The 15,199-nt window shown below is 51.4% G+C and carries 16 protein-coding genes; 15 read left to right on the plus strand and 1 reads right to left on the minus strand.

Annotated features, from left to right (window positions below; translation table 11 throughout):
- The first annotated feature begins 1 nt into the window (after window position 1).
- The 3 genes from FBF24_01045 to greA all read left to right on the plus strand — a co-directional run bounded on the left by FBF24_01045 (window position 2) and on the right by greA (window position 2,717).
- Window positions 2-835 (plus strand): CPBP family intramembrane metalloprotease, encoded by an 834-nt coding sequence (locus tag FBF24_01045; GenBank protein QCT40479.1) that lies wholly within the window; start codon window positions 2-4, stop codon window positions 833-835.
- Window position 836: 1 nt separating this feature from the next.
- Window positions 837-2,087 carry a prolyl-tRNA synthetase gene (locus FBF24_01050; protein ID QCT40480.1) on the plus strand — a complete coding sequence of 417 codons (1,251 nt, stop codon included), beginning with the start codon at window positions 837-839 and terminating at the stop codon, window positions 2,085-2,087.
- Between the two features lie 174 nt (window positions 2,088-2,261).
- Window positions 2,262-2,717: a transcription elongation factor GreA gene (greA, locus tag FBF24_01055; protein ID QCT40481.1), complete on the plus strand. Its 456-nt coding sequence runs from the start codon at window positions 2,262-2,264 to the stop codon at window positions 2,715-2,717.
- 88 nt (window positions 2,718-2,805) lie between these two features.
- Here the strand turns inward: greA and FBF24_01060 are convergent, their stop codons facing one another.
- Window positions 2,806-3,156 (minus strand): hypothetical protein, encoded by a 351-nt coding sequence (locus FBF24_01060; protein QCT40482.1) that lies wholly within the window; start codon window positions 3,154-3,156, stop codon window positions 2,806-2,808.
- Window positions 3,157-3,460: 304 nt separating this feature from the next.
- On the opposite strand from FBF24_01060, the gene FBF24_01065 reads away from it, so the two are divergent.
- From FBF24_01065 to raiA, 12 genes are all read left to right on the plus strand, one after another.
- Window positions 3,461-5,200, plus strand: coding sequence for a DUF2207 domain-containing protein (locus tag FBF24_01065; protein QCT40483.1), 1,740 nt, complete (start codon window positions 3,461-3,463; stop codon window positions 5,198-5,200).
- Between the two features lie 2 nt (window positions 5,201-5,202).
- The gene (locus FBF24_01070) at window positions 5,203-6,156 is read left to right on the plus strand and encodes a DUF21 domain-containing protein (protein ID QCT40484.1); all 954 of its coding nucleotides are present in this window, start codon (window positions 5,203-5,205) and stop codon (window positions 6,154-6,156) included.
- Between the two features lie 72 nt (window positions 6,157-6,228).
- Window positions 6,229-7,518, plus strand: a complete 1,290-nt coding sequence (locus FBF24_01075; protein QCT40485.1) for an ABC transporter permease — start codon at window positions 6,229-6,231, stop codon at window positions 7,516-7,518.
- Between the two features lie 10 nt (window positions 7,519-7,528).
- Entirely contained in the window at window positions 7,529-8,227 is a 699-nt protein-coding gene (locus FBF24_01080) for an ABC transporter ATP-binding protein (protein QCT40486.1), read from the plus strand.
- Window positions 8,217-8,564: a PadR family transcriptional regulator gene (locus tag FBF24_01085; protein QCT40487.1), complete on the plus strand. Its 348-nt coding sequence runs from the start codon at window positions 8,217-8,219 to the stop codon at window positions 8,562-8,564. The genes FBF24_01080 and FBF24_01085 overlap by 11 nt, the downstream gene beginning before the upstream one ends.
- Entirely contained in the window at window positions 8,561-9,862 is a 1,302-nt protein-coding gene (locus FBF24_01090; protein QCT40488.1) for a PspC domain-containing protein, read from the plus strand. Before FBF24_01085 ends, FBF24_01090 begins: the two co-directional genes overlap by 4 nt.
- A gap of 69 nt (window positions 9,863-9,931) precedes the next feature.
- Window positions 9,932-10,774, plus strand: a complete 843-nt coding sequence (locus FBF24_01095) for an undecaprenyl-diphosphate phosphatase (protein ID QCT40489.1) — start codon at window positions 9,932-9,934, stop codon at window positions 10,772-10,774.
- A gap of 287 nt (window positions 10,775-11,061) precedes the next feature.
- Entirely contained in the window at window positions 11,062-12,456 is a 1,395-nt protein-coding gene (locus tag FBF24_01100; GenBank protein ID QCT40490.1) for a hypothetical protein, read from the plus strand.
- Between the two features lie 51 nt (window positions 12,457-12,507).
- Window positions 12,508-13,107 carry a hypothetical protein gene (locus FBF24_01105; GenBank protein QCT40491.1) on the plus strand — a complete coding sequence of 200 codons (600 nt, stop codon included), beginning with the start codon at window positions 12,508-12,510 and terminating at the stop codon, window positions 13,105-13,107.
- Window positions 13,108-13,164: 57 nt separating this feature from the next.
- Entirely contained in the window at window positions 13,165-14,460 is a 1,296-nt protein-coding gene (gene serS, locus FBF24_01110; protein ID QCT40492.1) for a serine--tRNA ligase, read from the plus strand.
- Between the two features lie 18 nt (window positions 14,461-14,478).
- On the plus strand, window positions 14,479-14,721 hold the full coding sequence (locus FBF24_01115) for a hypothetical protein (protein QCT40493.1): 243 nt from the start codon (window positions 14,479-14,481) through the stop codon (window positions 14,719-14,721).
- Between the two features lie 21 nt (window positions 14,722-14,742).
- Window positions 14,743-15,117 (plus strand): ribosome-associated translation inhibitor RaiA, encoded by a 375-nt coding sequence (raiA, locus tag FBF24_01120; GenBank protein ID QCT40494.1) that lies wholly within the window; start codon window positions 14,743-14,745, stop codon window positions 15,115-15,117.
- Window positions 15,118-15,199 lie beyond the last annotated feature (82 nt).

A 15,199-nucleotide genomic window follows, 5' to 3' on the forward strand; every position in this document is an offset into this window, starting at 1 on the left:
TATGAGAAAGCTCGCGAGAAGTGAAAAAACCCAGTCGACAAAGGGGCGGCTGAATAAACATAATTGGTGGCTGCTCATCGCGCTGCCAGTGTGGACGTATGCGGCGTTTTGGATGGCGCAGTTAATTGTGCTTGGCCTAGTGTGGGCGCTTAGCCGTGTTGGCGTGCCGCTTGGTTCAGTAAATGAGGTGCTGCTGAACGCGACGGGATCGGTTGTTGTGTATGTACTGGCGGTGATCTTGGTGGTAGGCCTGCCGTTTTATGTCCGTCGCCGCCGGACGACACTGAAAGAAATGGGAGTGACCGATTGGCCGTCGTGGTGGGACGTGGTGATTACACCGGCAGCCTTTATTGTATACACGATTTGTTCAGCGGTGTTTTTAACAGTGGTGACTAAACTGATAGCAATTGATATTCACCAGCCACAAGCACTGCCATTCTCGCAGTCGATGCTCGGTGCCCAGTGGCAATATATCGCGGCGTTTATGACGATAGCAGTGTTGGCGCCGGTGGCGGAGGAGCTATTATTCCGCGGTTATTTGTATGGTAAACTACGGCGGACGGCACCAGTTTGGCTGGCAGTTTTGATTACTAGCCTGACGTTTGGGGCGGCGCATTTGTGGGGAGGCAGCGGGTCGTTGCAGTGGGCGGTCGCGGCAGACACCTTTGTACTGAGTATCGTGATGAGCCTAGCGCGGGAGTATACCGGTGCGATCTGGGTGCCAGTTTTAATGCATATCGCGAAAAACAGCATTGCCTTTTATGCGCTGTACGTTAATCCAAACCTTTTAGAGCAACTAAAGTCGGCGCTGCTGCCGCTTATCGGAGGAATGTAAGATGCGAATGAGACAACTATTTACCAAAACGGCCAAGACCGCGCCGGCGGACGAAGTGTCGAAAAATGCCCAGCTCCTCATCCGGGCGGGATTTGTGTATAAGGTGATGGCGGGTGTGTATGCGTACACGCCGCTAGGGCTGCGCGTGCTGGAAAACATCAAACAAATTGTCCGTGAGGAGATGAATGCGATTGGTGGTCAAGAATTGATCATGACGAATTTGCAGCGCCGCGAGACCTGGGAGGCAACTGGTCGCTGGAGTGATGAAGTGGTCGATGTGTGGTTCAAAACTCGCTTGCAAGACGACACTGAGCTGGGGTTAGCCTGGAGCCACGAAGAAGCGATTATGGAAATGATGCAACAATATGTTAAAAGCTATAAGGATCTACCGGTTAGTGTGTATCAGTTTCAGACCAAGTTGCGTAATGAGCTGCGATCAAAGAGCGGTATTATGCGTGGCCGTGAATTTGTCATGAAGGATATGTACAGCCTGCACGCCACACAGGAGGACATGGATCAGTATTATGAGCGGGTTATCGAGGCGTATAAGCGCTGTTATGCGCGGTTTGGCATTGGTGATAGTACATTTGTGACGTTTGCTGGCGGCGGGGCGTTTACTAAGTTTAGTCACGAGTTTCAGACGATATGTGAAGCGGGTGAGGATACACTGTATGTCAATGCTGACCAGACGGTAGCTGTCAACGAAGAAGTGTTGGATGATGCTACCAAGGAATTGGGTATCAGTAGAGATGATCTACTGCCAGTTGTCAGTGCGGAGGTGGGTAATATCTTTAAATTTGGTACCGAAAAAGCTGAGCAGATGGGTATCATGTACACCGGTGAAGATGGCAAGCAGCATCCGATTTACCTTGCAAGCTACGGCATTGGTATCACGCGGGTGATGGGTGTGATTGCCGAGAAAATGTCGGATGATAAGGGGTTGGTCTGGCCGGAGAATATCGCACCGTTCAAGGTTCATGTGGTGGCGATTGGTGATAAGGGTCAGGAGCTAGCGAGTACATTATATACCGAGCTGGCGGAAAAGAACGTGGCAGTGCTGCTGGATGATCGGGCTGAGCGGCCGGGTGTCAAGTTCGCCGATGCGGAGTTGATGGGTCTGCCATGGCGGATTACGATTGGCGAGCGAGCGATTGATAGCGATGGGTTATTTGAACTGACCGAGCGGGCAACTGGTGAGACAAAGAAGCTGGATTATCAGCAACTCGTCGCCTTTTGTTTGGAGCGCGGGTGATCACATTGTCTGATATGTACGACGGAGGCCAGATTGCACCAGGGGCTCCGTCATGTATTGACATGGTTTGGGGTGATTGCTATACTCGTAGAGACTTAAATAACCATATGGATAAGCGCTATATATAGCACTTTTTGTTTTTGTAGACGCTATATATGGAGTGAGGAGAGTAACATGAATAAGGTATATCAGATTACCGAGAGTGGCCAGCGTGAGCTAGAACGAGAGCTGGAGGAGCTAAAAAGTCGGCGCGGTGAGATCGCTGATAAAATCGCGGCGGCGCGGGATTTTGGCGATTTGAGCGAAAACGCAGAGTATGACGCAGCGCGTGAGGCCCAAGGGCTGTTAGAAACGCGCATCACTGAGATCGAAACAATTTTGCAGAATGCAAGTATTATCCAGGTCGGCGGTAGTTCGACAGTGGTGCTGGGTAGTACAGTGGAGCTGGAGGCGAATGGCAAGACAGTGGTTTATACCGTCGTTGGGCCGGTCGAGGCGGATCCGCTAGAGGGGAAGGTTTCGAATGAGTCGCCGATTGGCCAGGCGTTGATGGGCAAGGCGGTTGGTGATACGGTAACGATCAACACGCCAAAAGGTGAGTTGGCGTATACGGTGGTGGCGCTGCGGTAGGATCTTGAGGCGATATTTGCAACAGTTTGTTGCTTAAAATACGTTACGAAAGATGCGATATAGTATACGCGACAGTGTATGTTGCTTTCTAAATATACGCTGTCTTGTCGTTATTTTTAATTTCTTCTGTACGGCTCGGTGTGCTTGTCTCCGTACTTCTTTTAGTGTCAGTCAGTTGCTGAGACCCACTTCCAGATAACTGTTGGAGTATGATATCATCTTGTATCGGCAAGTTTTGCTGATTAAACTGCTTCATGATTGTTTCTGCTGGTGCAGCGTCGGTTTTTGGATGATAAAAGTTGTGTATTGCTAGAGCTACTCGGCCGAGACACTTCTGCATTTCTTTAGAAAGCTCACCGGGCTCAAGCTCTAATTCCTTCAGCGCATCCTCGAGATTATATGCTCTCTCTGGGTAGTTATCACGGATTAAATCAGCCACATTAACCACATTCATCAGGGTACGGAGTGGATAGACTGGGGGCTCCGTCCTGCCCCTTAGTTCTGCCACCCATGAACGGGCGTCATGGTAGAGCTCCTTTGCTTGAGTTGGGTTGTCATAGCAACTGGGCAGGTCTACTTCCCATGAGGACGTCGAGGTCTCTGGGGGCGTCGGGGTTTCATCTCTTGTTAGCAGCGTATCCTTGAACATCGTTCTCCATTATCCAATAAATGCTTCATCTTTGCAAGGCCATTGGCGATAATATTATTAAAAGCGCATCAGTAATAAGTGATATAATTAACATATGAGACGGTTTTTCTTTGGGATGGTCGCGGCGATTGTGTTGTTGGTTGGGTTCGGGTCAACGGCACAGGCGGCAAATAATTTTACGATTAGTAATTATACTGTCGACATGGAACTGGGGCGCGATAGTGAACAGCGTTCGACACTGCGTACCAAATTGATCATTACTGCGGACTTTCCACCACGGCAGAACCATGGTATTGCACCGGTGTTCGTCAAGCAGTATGATAAACATCCGACTCACTTTACGCTGGAATCAGTGACGGATGAGCGAGGTACGCCACTGGAGTATACGTGGCATAATGATGAGCTGAGAATTGGCAACAAAGACATCTACGTCAAGGGCAAAAAGACCTATGTCATTACCTATACGCAGCGGGACGTGACGAAATTATATCACGATACGGGTAAACAGGAGTTTTATTGGGATGCGATCGGCACTGCTTGGCAGGTGCCAATTCAGTCAGCATCGGTGACGCTCAAGCTGAGTCCCGAGCTGGTGGCCGCTAAACGAACGAACCTCCAGTGTTATCAGGGTCGGTTTGGTAGTAATCAGCGCTGCGAGGTGCGTGAACAGGGTGATACGTTGACGGCAACAGCCCGCGCACTGCCAAATCAGGCGGGCGTGACGATCGCGGTCGGATTTGCGCCGGGGACGTTTGCGGCGTATCAGATGTCATTCATGGAACAGCTGATCGATTGGTGGGCGAAATTACAATTGGTGTTGCTGGCGGTGGCGCTGATATTGGCGGGGGTGATCATCGTGGCTTATTATCGGTCGATTGGTCGCCGTAAAGAACTGGAGCCAATTCCGCCGGAGTATTTGCCACCGCGAGGTACGAGCGTGACGACGTCGGCCAAGTTGGTGCAGCCGTTTCATATGGTCAAGGGGTCGGTGATGGCGGCACAAATGATAGACCTGGCGGTGCGCCACTACATTCAGGTTATCGAGGTGAAGCCGCGTACGACATGGCGAACAGCTGAGTACGAAGTGAAAGTGATACAAGCTCCGGGCAAACTCCTGGCCGAGGAGCAAGAAATGCTGAGGAATATATTTGGCTCCTTGCCGAGAGTTGGTAAGCGGTTAAATCTAAAAACGCTGCGTAACAATGCGCCATATGCGGCGCGAGTACGCTACAGCGCAAAGCAAATGAAAGGGCGGCTCATTGACGACTATGGTTTGCAAGCGCGCGAGCTGCAGCATACCCGACGATTTCGACGGTATGCGATAATTATCAGCATTTTTGCGGTGCTATTGCTGTCGCCGGCGCTCTTGGTGCTGGCGGGGATGGTGTTTTACCTGTCGTTTGGTAAGGTGCTGACCGACAAGGGTCTGGCGCTCAGGCGGCATCTGGCGGGCCTGAAGAGGTACATTGGCGTGGCTGAGGTCGAGCGTTTGCAGATGCTGCAGAGTCCTGAGGGCGCGGAAAAAGTAAAGGTTGATGCGGCTGATGAGAAACAATTAGTGAAGTTGTACGAGCGGGTACTGCCGTACGCGGTGTTGTTTGGGCAGGAAAAAGAGTGGAGTGCGCAGCTGGGTAAGTACTATGAGCAGGTCGGCGAGCAACCGGATTGGTACAGCGGCCAAGGCGCGTTTAATGCGGCAGTATTTTCGGCAGGAATGAGTAGTTTGTCGAGTACGGCCGTAAGCGTCAGTTCCTTTGAGTCCTCGACGGGTGGCTCAACTGGTGGCGGCTTTGCTGGCGGTGGCGGAGGTGGCGGCGGAGGCGGCGGCTGGTAACCGTGTCTGACGTTTTATTACTAATGATGGCGGTAGTGCTGCTGGTGCTGTCAGGGTCGTTTTCAGGTCTTAATATTGGGCTGATGATGGCGCGGCCGGATGATTTGCGGCGCAAGGCCCGGCAGGGCGATGTGATCGCTGCGCGGGTATATCGCTACCGCAAGGATGGCTATTATCTGATATTTTGTATTTTGCTGGGTAATGTTGGGGTGAATACCGCGATGTCGATTTTGCTGGGTAATATGACGAACGGCGTGGTTGGTGGGCTGATTGCCACATTGCTGATTACCATGTTTGGCGAGATTTTGCCGCAAGCGATTTTTACGCAACGCGGCTATCGTTTTGTGCGGCATTTCTTTTGGCTGCTGGATGTGATTTATGTGTTATTTTGGCCGCTGGCCCGGCCGATGTCCAAGCTGCTGAACCGCTGGCTAGGCAAGGAAGCGCCACAGCTGTATTCACATCAGGAGTTGGAGCAGATTATTCACGAGCATGCCGCGCGGTCGGACAGTCCGGTTGATTATGACGAGAGTCGGATCGCGGCGGGAGCGCTGCAATTTAGTAAAAAGACAGCTGGTGATTTGGTGACGCCGATGGATGAGGTGTTTGCGGTCGATTTGGATGACGAGCTAGACGCGACACTATTAGCACAGATCAAGCATGCTGGATATTCGCGGATCCCGGTGCGTGACGATGAACGGTTGGTAGGGGTTTTGTATGTCAAAGATGTGGTGGGGCGCGAGCTGCCGCTACCGATTAGTCAACTATACCGTGATAAGATCCATGACATCGACGCGCGGTCGCGGCTGGACACGGTGCTCAGCCGATTTATTCAAACGCGCAGCCATTTGTTCGTGGTGATGGATGACGAGAGGGAGCTGGGGATTGTAACGCTAGAGGACGTGATTGAAGAGATTTTGGACCAGGAAATTGAGGATGAATACGACGAGAAATAGTAAATAGCTTGACTTTTTATAGTACCTTGTATAACATAGTACTATGTATAATGAAAATGCAAGGAGCATAGTATGAGAAGAATCGATATCATCAAGCGGGCGGGGCGGAATCTTCGCCAGTCAAAGGGTCGGACAATTTTGACATCGCTGGCAATTTCTGTCGGGGCGTTTACGATTGGGCTGGCGCTGATGGCTGGCGAGGGTGGCCGTTTGTATACCAATAGCATAGTCGATGCGGCTGGCGACAAGAAAGTGATTATGGTTGGTAAAAAAATTGAAGCCGAAAAGAAGGATCAATTGCCAGAGTATGGCAGTTCGGCAGAAGAGGCTGACAAGAATAAAGCATCGGCGGCGCGTAGCAAATATTTGCTCAATGACAAGGATTTGGAGAAGATCCGACGAACACCGCACGTAAAAACGGTAACACCGGCGTATTCAACTGACGGCGTTGCTTATGCTAAAAGCTCAGCCAGTGATAAAAAATTTGCATTGACTGTGGCTGTTAAAATGGATAGAACTCGAGCAGAATTGGCGGCGGGGTCACTGGAAGATTTCATGCCAAAGCCAGGTGAGATCATCATCCCAGATGATTATGTGAAGCAGTTAGGTTTTAAGGATGCGCAGTCGGCGATTGGTCAGACGATTACCTTGGGTGTGCGCAGCGCAGCGCAGGGTGGAGATGTCGCCAAAGAGGCGTCGTTCAAGATTGCGGCAGTGGACAAAAAATCAGACACAGTTTTGTTTTATGAACCAATGCTGAGGATTTCGACGGCTGATGCTAAGGCTATCTATGAATTTAGCCATGATAAGAGCCAACCGCATCAGTATTCAACGGCGATTGCTATGGTGGATGATGAGAAAAATGTTGATGCTGCTAAAGATGCGATTGGCAAGGACTATAACGCATATTCGATTCAGGATATCCGGAAGGCGTTGCTAACGATGGTCAATGTGGCGCAGGTGGCACTGGCAGGATTCGGCGGCTTGGCGCTGCTGGCCAGTGTGTTCGGGATTATTAACACTATGTATATTTCGGTACTGGAGCGAACTAGTCAAATTGGTTTAATGAAGGCGCTGGGGATGCGTGGTCGTGATATTGGCAAGTTGTTTCGCTACGAGGCAGCGTGGGTTGGTTTGTTAGGCGGCTTGATTGGCGTTGGACTGGCAAGCTTGGTGACGTTGCTGAACCCAGTGATTGCCAGCTTCTTAAAATTAGGTGCCGGGACTAATTTGCTAGTAATTGATCCGCTGCAAATCGGACTGTTGGTAATCGGACTGGTAGCGATGGCAATAATTTCTGGCTGGTTGCCAAGCCGCAAAGCAACAAAGCTAGACCCAATTGAGGCATTAAGGACGGAATAGGAGAGAGATCATGATTGAACTAAAGAATGTGACGAAGATTTACGGCAAAAAGAAAAACCAATTTACGGCGCTGAAAAATGTCAGCTTGACTATTCCGACAGGAGCGAGCGTGGCAATCCTCGGTAAATCTGGTTCAGGAAAATCGACGCTGATGCACGCGATCTCTGGGCTGGACAGGCCACAGCATGGTCAGGTGATCATCGACGGGCAAGACATCTTGCAGCTAAAGCCGAAGCGTGTCGATGAATTCCGTGCTAAAAAAATCGGCTTTATCTTCCAGAGCTTTTTTGTCCAAGGCAATGAAAGTGTGGTTGATAATGTCAGTTTGCCGCTGGAAATTGCGCGGGTGCCGCGGAAAAAACGAGCACATAAAATTAATGCAGCGCTTAAAGCGGTGGACTTGTATGACAAGCGCAAGAATCGCGCCAAAGACTTGTCGGGCGGGCAGAAGCAGCGTTTGGCAATCGCCCGGGCAATTGTCGGTGATCCGCAAATCATCTTTGCTGACGAGCCGACTGGTAACTTGGACAGTGAAACGGGCGCCAAAGTAGAAGAATTGTTGTTTGATTATAATAAGCAAAAGGGTGTGACGTTGATCGTGGTGACACACGACGCTGATTTGGCGAAAAAATGCGATCATCAAATTATCATCAAAGACGGGCGTATCGAAAAATCAACCGTACCGGGAGGGATGAAACATGGACGTTAGTGCTTATGCCGAAAGCTTGGCGATTCAGTTGCGTAAAGGATTTTTGGTCTACTGCGTGCTGCTGGTCTGCGCCAAACAACCGCAATATACCGGCGATATTGTGAAGCAATTGAGCGAGTCGGAGCTGATGGTGGTTGAGGGGACAATTTACCCGCTGCTCAGCCGCTTGCAAAAATACGGCTATTTGCAGCACGAATGGCAGGAAAGCGAGCAAGGTCCGCCGCGCAAATATTATTCGCTGACTGACAATGGCAAGCAATTGGTGGACGAATTGAAAGATCGGATAAAACTGTTAAATAATTCGCTGAAAAATCTCGAGAAAGGAGCAAAGCGATGAAAGAAATAACCAGAATCCATTTGGCAAAAACGCCGTTTAGTATGGAAGTTGATGCTAAAAAATCATTGGAAAAATACCTGAATTTAATCCAGAAAAATATGCATGCGGAGCCAGAGGCTATGCGCGAAATTGAGGCGCGAATGGTGGAGCTTTTGGCGGAGCGCGGCGTGTCGAAGGATGGCGTGATCAGTCACGACGACGTCCTGGCGGTGCAGAAACAAATGGGCGAACCGCGTGATTTTTCGGACGATGACGAGACGGTGGAGACCGATGACGAGCCCGAGCGTTCAGAGCGTTCAGAGCGTTCGGAGCGACGGCTGATGCGTGATACGGAGCGTGCGCTGATTGGTGGCGTATGTGCGGGCATTGCTGCCTATTGGGGAACCAATCCTTTGTGGGTACGATTATTGTTCATTTTCTCGCCATTTATTACCTTTGGTGCAGCGGTACTGATTTATATTGTGATGTGGCTGTCAGTTCCAGAGGCGCGGACTGCTTCTGATAAGCTCCAGATGCGCGGCAAGGCGGTAACGTTTGATTCGCTGAAGCGTCAGGCCAGTCGGAATGAGCCATCCGTAGGGCGGAATAGTAACACGGGTCATACGGCAGCAAAAGTATTTCGATTTATTCTTGGTGTTGGTATTCTCATGGTAACGCTGGGATTATTTATTGCACTCATCGTGGGGGCGGTCAGTGGCATCGCGGTGATTGGTTTGCTGGATGGGCTTTATGCGCAGTCGTGGGCGTGGGGTCTATGGGTGTCCTTATTTATTGGCGGTGTAGCGGCGGTATGGCTGGGCGCGATATTGAGCCACAGCGCTTTCACGTGGACGTTAAAGCGGCTATCGGTGATTATGACGGTGGTGGCGCTAGTTGTGGGAGCACTATCAGTTTCGGGAATGACGCTGTTTGGTGTAGGTATGGCGAATGAGCTAGCACGTGACGAGGAGCGCTTGACAAAAGTCGTGCCGGTTGAATTGCCAAGTGATATGAAGGGCGTGAAGTATGTCCACGTCGAGGGCGAGGATGTGTCGTTGCATTTTGGGGATACGACCCGAGGTGATATCAAGGTTGAACTGCGCTATATAGACCTCAAGGGCAAGCGTCAGCAGCCAAAAGTGTCGGCGGTGCGTGATGGTGATAAGCTCGTGCTCAGAGTTGAAAACCAGCGTAATCGCTGTCGCACGACGTGGTTTGGCCTCTCGCCAGAGCTTGATGTCAACTGCTTCGGGTTTGTGCGGCTGCATGTGTCCGGGCCGCTGTCGCCATCGCCCGCACCACAATCAAGTGACGCATAGTGAGCGTGAAGGTTGGCGAATGCTTACTGAGCTGCTACACTGAAGGGATGATAAGGAGTTATTAAGCAAGTGGCGTGGTGGCAGGCGATCATCCTCGGCATCATTGAAGGCGTGACGGAGTTTCTGCCGGTTTCTTCGACGGGACATTTGACGATTGTCGAGAAGTTGATGGGGATGAGAATTGATGATCCGAGTCTGACGGCGTTCACGGCAGTAATTCAGATCGGCGCGATCTTGGCAGCGATCATCTATTTTTGGGGCGATATCTGGCGGGTGCTAAGCGCGTGGTGGCGCGGGCTGTGGTGGAAGCGGGCGCGGCGACAGTTTGATTATGTGTATGGCTGGGCGATTATCATCGGTTCGGTGCCGATCGCAGTGATTGGACTACTGTTTAAGGATCAGGTCGAGACGGTGCTGCGTAGCTTGTGGTTTGTGGCGGTAGCGTTGATTGGCTGGAGTTTGGTGATGTGGTGGGCTGATAAGCGTTCAGAAAAAACCAATCATCGCAGTGAGCAACAAACAACGTGGCGAGATACGCTGGCGATTGGTGTGGGGCAGTGTCTGGCCTTGATACCGGGTATCAGTCGGTCGGGAGCAACGATCTCGGTGGGGCTGCTGCGGGGATTTGACCGAGTGACGGTGACGAAGTTGAGCTTTTTCCTCGGTATTCCGGCGCTGGTGGCGGCTGGGCTGCTGGAGATGCTGACCGCCTCAAAGCACATTGCCGGCGGTGTCGGCTGGACAGCGACGGGACTTGCGACCATCGTGTCGTTTGTAGTCGGCTACATTGCGATATCATGGCTGCTCAAATTTGTGGCGCGGAATGACTTCTCGCTATTTATTTGGTATCGAGTCGGGCTGGGCGGTCTGATCATTGTTTTGCTGATGAGCGGCGCGATCAGTGCGGTTTAGTTCGTCGTTAAAAGCGTATGGTCACTGGGGCGAGTGTAGCGATTTTAGGCAAATCTGGTTCGGGTAAGCCGACGCTGACGCACACCATCTCGGGACTGGGGATAAGCCTGAGCAAGGCGAAGTGTTGGTTGATGGCGAGGGAATGACTGGCCCGTACTACTTAATTGTGGCTGACCTGTCGTAATTACCCACGATTTTTGATAAAAATTATGGCTTTTAGAATGTGCTCATGCTATAATCACGGTAAATAGGCGTATAGCAAGATCAAATAGGGGATATAATACAATATGAACGAGCGCTCAGATAAGACATATGCGAGTCGTAAACTGGTAATATGTTTATTTATCGTCACGATACTAATCATTCTACTGCTGTGGTGGTGGCCGTGGGGCGGCGGCAATCGCTTTTACAAGGGGGTTCGTCCAGATCAGATTAGCCTACGCCAAAGCAATGGCAAGGTGCAGTGGCAGTTTATGGATGGTGATTGGCAAGATATCATCTCTCTTTCTGAGTTGCGGGGTGACAAAGGCGACAAGGGCGAGAAAGGTGACAAGGGTGACACTGGTGAGGCCGGAGCTGCTGGTAAAGATGGTAAAAACGGTGTGAACACAGGACAGCGTGGAGCTAACGGTCGGGATGGAGCGAATGGTAAAAACGGTGCGACCGGGCCAAAAGGTGACACCGGCGCGACCGGTGCTCAGGGTCCAGCTGGTCCACGGGGCCAAAAGGGTGACAAGGGCGAGAAGGGCGATGCCAATGGTGTCGTCGGTCCGGCTGGCCCACAGGGTCCCAAAGGCGACAAAGGTGACACTGGCCAACAGGGTCAAAAAGGTGATAAGGGCGACAAAGGTGATACTGGCGCCAAGGGAGATAAAGGAGACGCCGGCGCTAAGGGTGACAAGGGCGAGAAGGGCGATGCCGGCCAACAGGGTGCTAAAGGTGATACTGGAGCGACGGGCGCACAAGGCCAAAAGGGTGATGCTGGTAACGATGGGCGAGAGATCGAGTTACAGAAAACCGCGTTGTATATACAGTGGCGCTACAGGGGTGATGCTACTTGGAATAACCTCATTGCATTATCTGACTTGAAGGGTCCGAAGGGCGATAAAGGTGATACCGGTCCACAAGGTCCTGCTGGCCCGCAAGGTGCAGCAGGGTCTCAAGGTGCAACCGGTGCACAAGGTTCTCAGGGGCCTGCTGGTCCACAAGGCCCGAAGGGCGACACTGGCCCTGCCGGCCCACAGGGCCCAGCTGGTCCACAAGGCCAAAAAGGCGAGAAAGGCGAAAAAGGTAATGATGGCCCACAAGGTCCTGCAGGTCCTCAGGGAGCCAAAGGTGATACCGGTCCGGTAGGTCCAGTCGGTCCCGCCGGCCCACAAGGACTCAAAGGCGCTAAAGGTGATACTGGAGCGACAGGCGCTCAAGGTCAAAAAGGCGACAAGGGCGACACCGGCCCAGTAGGTCCTCAGGGCCTGCCCGGTCCCCAGGGTATACCAGGTGTTAAGGGGGATAAAGGTGACACTGGTCCAGCGGGGCCACGGGGTCCACAGGGCGCTAAGGGTGACAAAGGCGAGTCAGGAGCCAAGGGCGACACTGGCCCTGTCGGCCCGCAAGGAGCTAAGGGAGATGCCGGTGCACCTGGAGCTAAAGGTCCGAAGGGCGACGCTGGTCCCCAAGGATAAAAGGGTGATAAAGGTGAAAAGGGTGAAGCTGGTGCAAATGCAACAGTCAATGTGACAAATAGTACTCAGCCATGTTCGACCAAGCTCAACGTTACGGGCAATGGTACACCAAATATTGGACTGACGTTTACCGGATCAAATATTCCGGCTGGTGGGTCAATTGGTCAGGTGTTGATGAAAAAGTCGGCGGCAGATTGTGATGTTGCGTGGAGAAGCTTGCCGCAAGAAACGATGTTTGCTGGCTCGATCGGTGTCGGTAATGGTAACATCACGGCGGTGAATATTAATGCTGACACTTATACAGCCATTCCGATGACAACGATCACCACGAATACCGGCGGTGGCACCTGGGATCCAGTGAATCACACGTATACCATTCCAAGCGACGGTGTATATTTCATCCGTTCCAGTATTCGTACCGTTGACAACTCGCCGATGCGTAACATTTACCAAATTGTTAATGATGTGAACGGTGATCGTCCAGAGGGCACGTGGTCATCTAACCAAGCTGGTGTCCGTCGTTCGACGCTGCCATATTCACGGATGATGCGGGCCACGGCTGGCACCAAACTAAAGTTGATCGTCGTATCAGACCTCCAGAGTGTGCAACTTAGCGACGCAAGCCTGACAATCACCAAGCTTTCAAACTAGTGAAGTTAGCAGTCAAGTTAGCGAGATAAATTATCGTATATCTGCTACAATGATACCATGTTAGATATTCGCTTTATTCGAGATAACGCCGAGGCAGTGCAGACTGCGGCGAAACACAAGGGGTGTGACGTGTCTATTGCGACATTGTTGCAATTAGACGACGAGCGTCGTGAGGCGCAGCGGCAGGTTGATGAGTTGCGCCAGCAGCGTAATGAGATTGCTGCGCAGATGAAGGGCGGCAAGCCTGAGCCGGGTCTGATTGAGCAGGGCAAGGCCATCAAGGCCAAGCTGAGCGGGCTTGAAGCTCAGTTGAGTGACATCGAGGGACGCTTTATAGCACTGCTAAAGCAAGTCCCCAATATGCCGCACGCTGACGTGCCAGTTGGTCTCAGCGAGGACGAGAATGTGGAAGTCAAGGTCGTCGGCGACATTCCAACCTTTGATTTTGCGCCGAAAAATCACTACGAAATTGCCGAGGCAAAAGGCTGGCTCGACAAAGAGCGGGCCGCCAAGGTTGCTGGTGCTCGTTTTGCTTATATCATGGGGGATTTGGTGTTGTTGCAACAGGCGATTATCCAGTTTGTGATCACATCTCTCACGAACCCAGCGGTGATCAAAGAGATTGCCGAAAAGGCTGGCCTTGATGTCAACACAAAACCATTCATCCCAGTACTGCCGCCATTGATGATCCGGACTGAGCCGTATGATCAGATGGATCGCCTCCAGCCGAGTGATGATCGCTACAAGATTGAGGGCGAGGAACTGTGGCTACAGGGAAGTGCTGAGCATGTGCTCGGTAGTATGCATGCTAGTGAGATTTTTGACGCCAAGCAGTTGCCGTTACGATACCTAGGCTTTGCGACTAGTTTTCGAAAAGAAGCAGGGACCTATGGTAAGGACATGGAGGGTCTGATTCGGATGCACCAGTTTGATAAGCTGGAGATGGAGAGCTTCACCGAGGCGAAGGATAGTTATAACGAGCACCTGCTATTTATCGCGATTCAAGAATGGCTTTTGGCTCAGCTCAAGCTACCGTACCATGTCCTGATGAAATGCACTGCTGATATCGGCAAGCCAAATGCGCGCGGTGTTGACATGGAAGTCTGGCTACCGGGTCAGGGCAAGTACCGCGAGACGCATACTGCTGATTACATGACGGATTATCAGGCGCGCCGCTTGATGACGCGGGTGCGCACGGACAACGGAGTTGAATTGATCCACACGAATGATGCGACGGCCTTTGCGCTGGGACGCTGCATGGTGGCGATTATCGAAAATTACCAGACCGCAGAGGGTGATGTCGTGATACCAGAAGCACTTCGTCCGTATATGAATGGCCGCGAGATGATATAATGGAGTCTAGGAGGGTATATGGCACTGACGAACGATGACAAGCAATGGATCAAGGGTGCGATCGCTGATGGCATGGTTGAAGGCAGACTACAGGCACTGACGAACGACATTAAAGAGATATACGATGTTATTTACGGTAAGCCGAACAAATCATTTATGAGCGCCAGCTTTGCCAAAATGTCATCGAAAGAAAAGCTGCTCGTGATTAACGAAGAATTACTAAAAATGGCGAAGGACGCGGGCGTTGTTTTGCCGCGCTAGCACGTGATAAGAGGAGGAACCATGATCAAAGATATTACCATTACTGGCGTCAAATACGAATTGACGGACACCACAAAGAAATACGTCGAGCGCAAAATCGGTGCGTTGGGCAAGTACTTGCCACGACATGCCCGCAAGAGCGCCACCGCTGACGTGAAGATTAAGCAGATTGATAATCCTGGCGGCAACAAGTACGAGGTTGAGGTGATTATCAATGTGCCAGACAAGAAAATCACCGCTAAAGATTCGACAATGAATGTGCTAGCAGCAGTCGATATCGTTGAGGCGAAGCTGAATGGGCAGCTACGTAAGTATAAGGATGATGTGTTGGCGCACGTTGGCAGCAGCCGCAGCGTACTGGCACGGTTCAAGCGCGGTTTCCAGCGCGAGCAGTAGAAGGGGTTTAAATCAACCCCTTTAATTTTCTAGCCCTGCACGGTATAATTGTATACAGTTTTGAAAATGCCTGAAAGTGAGG

It is taken from the genome of Candidatus Saccharibacteria bacterium oral taxon 488 (assembly GCA_005697215.1).
Lineage (GTDB): Bacteria > Patescibacteriota > Saccharimonadia > Saccharimonadales > Saccharimonadaceae > Nanosynbacter.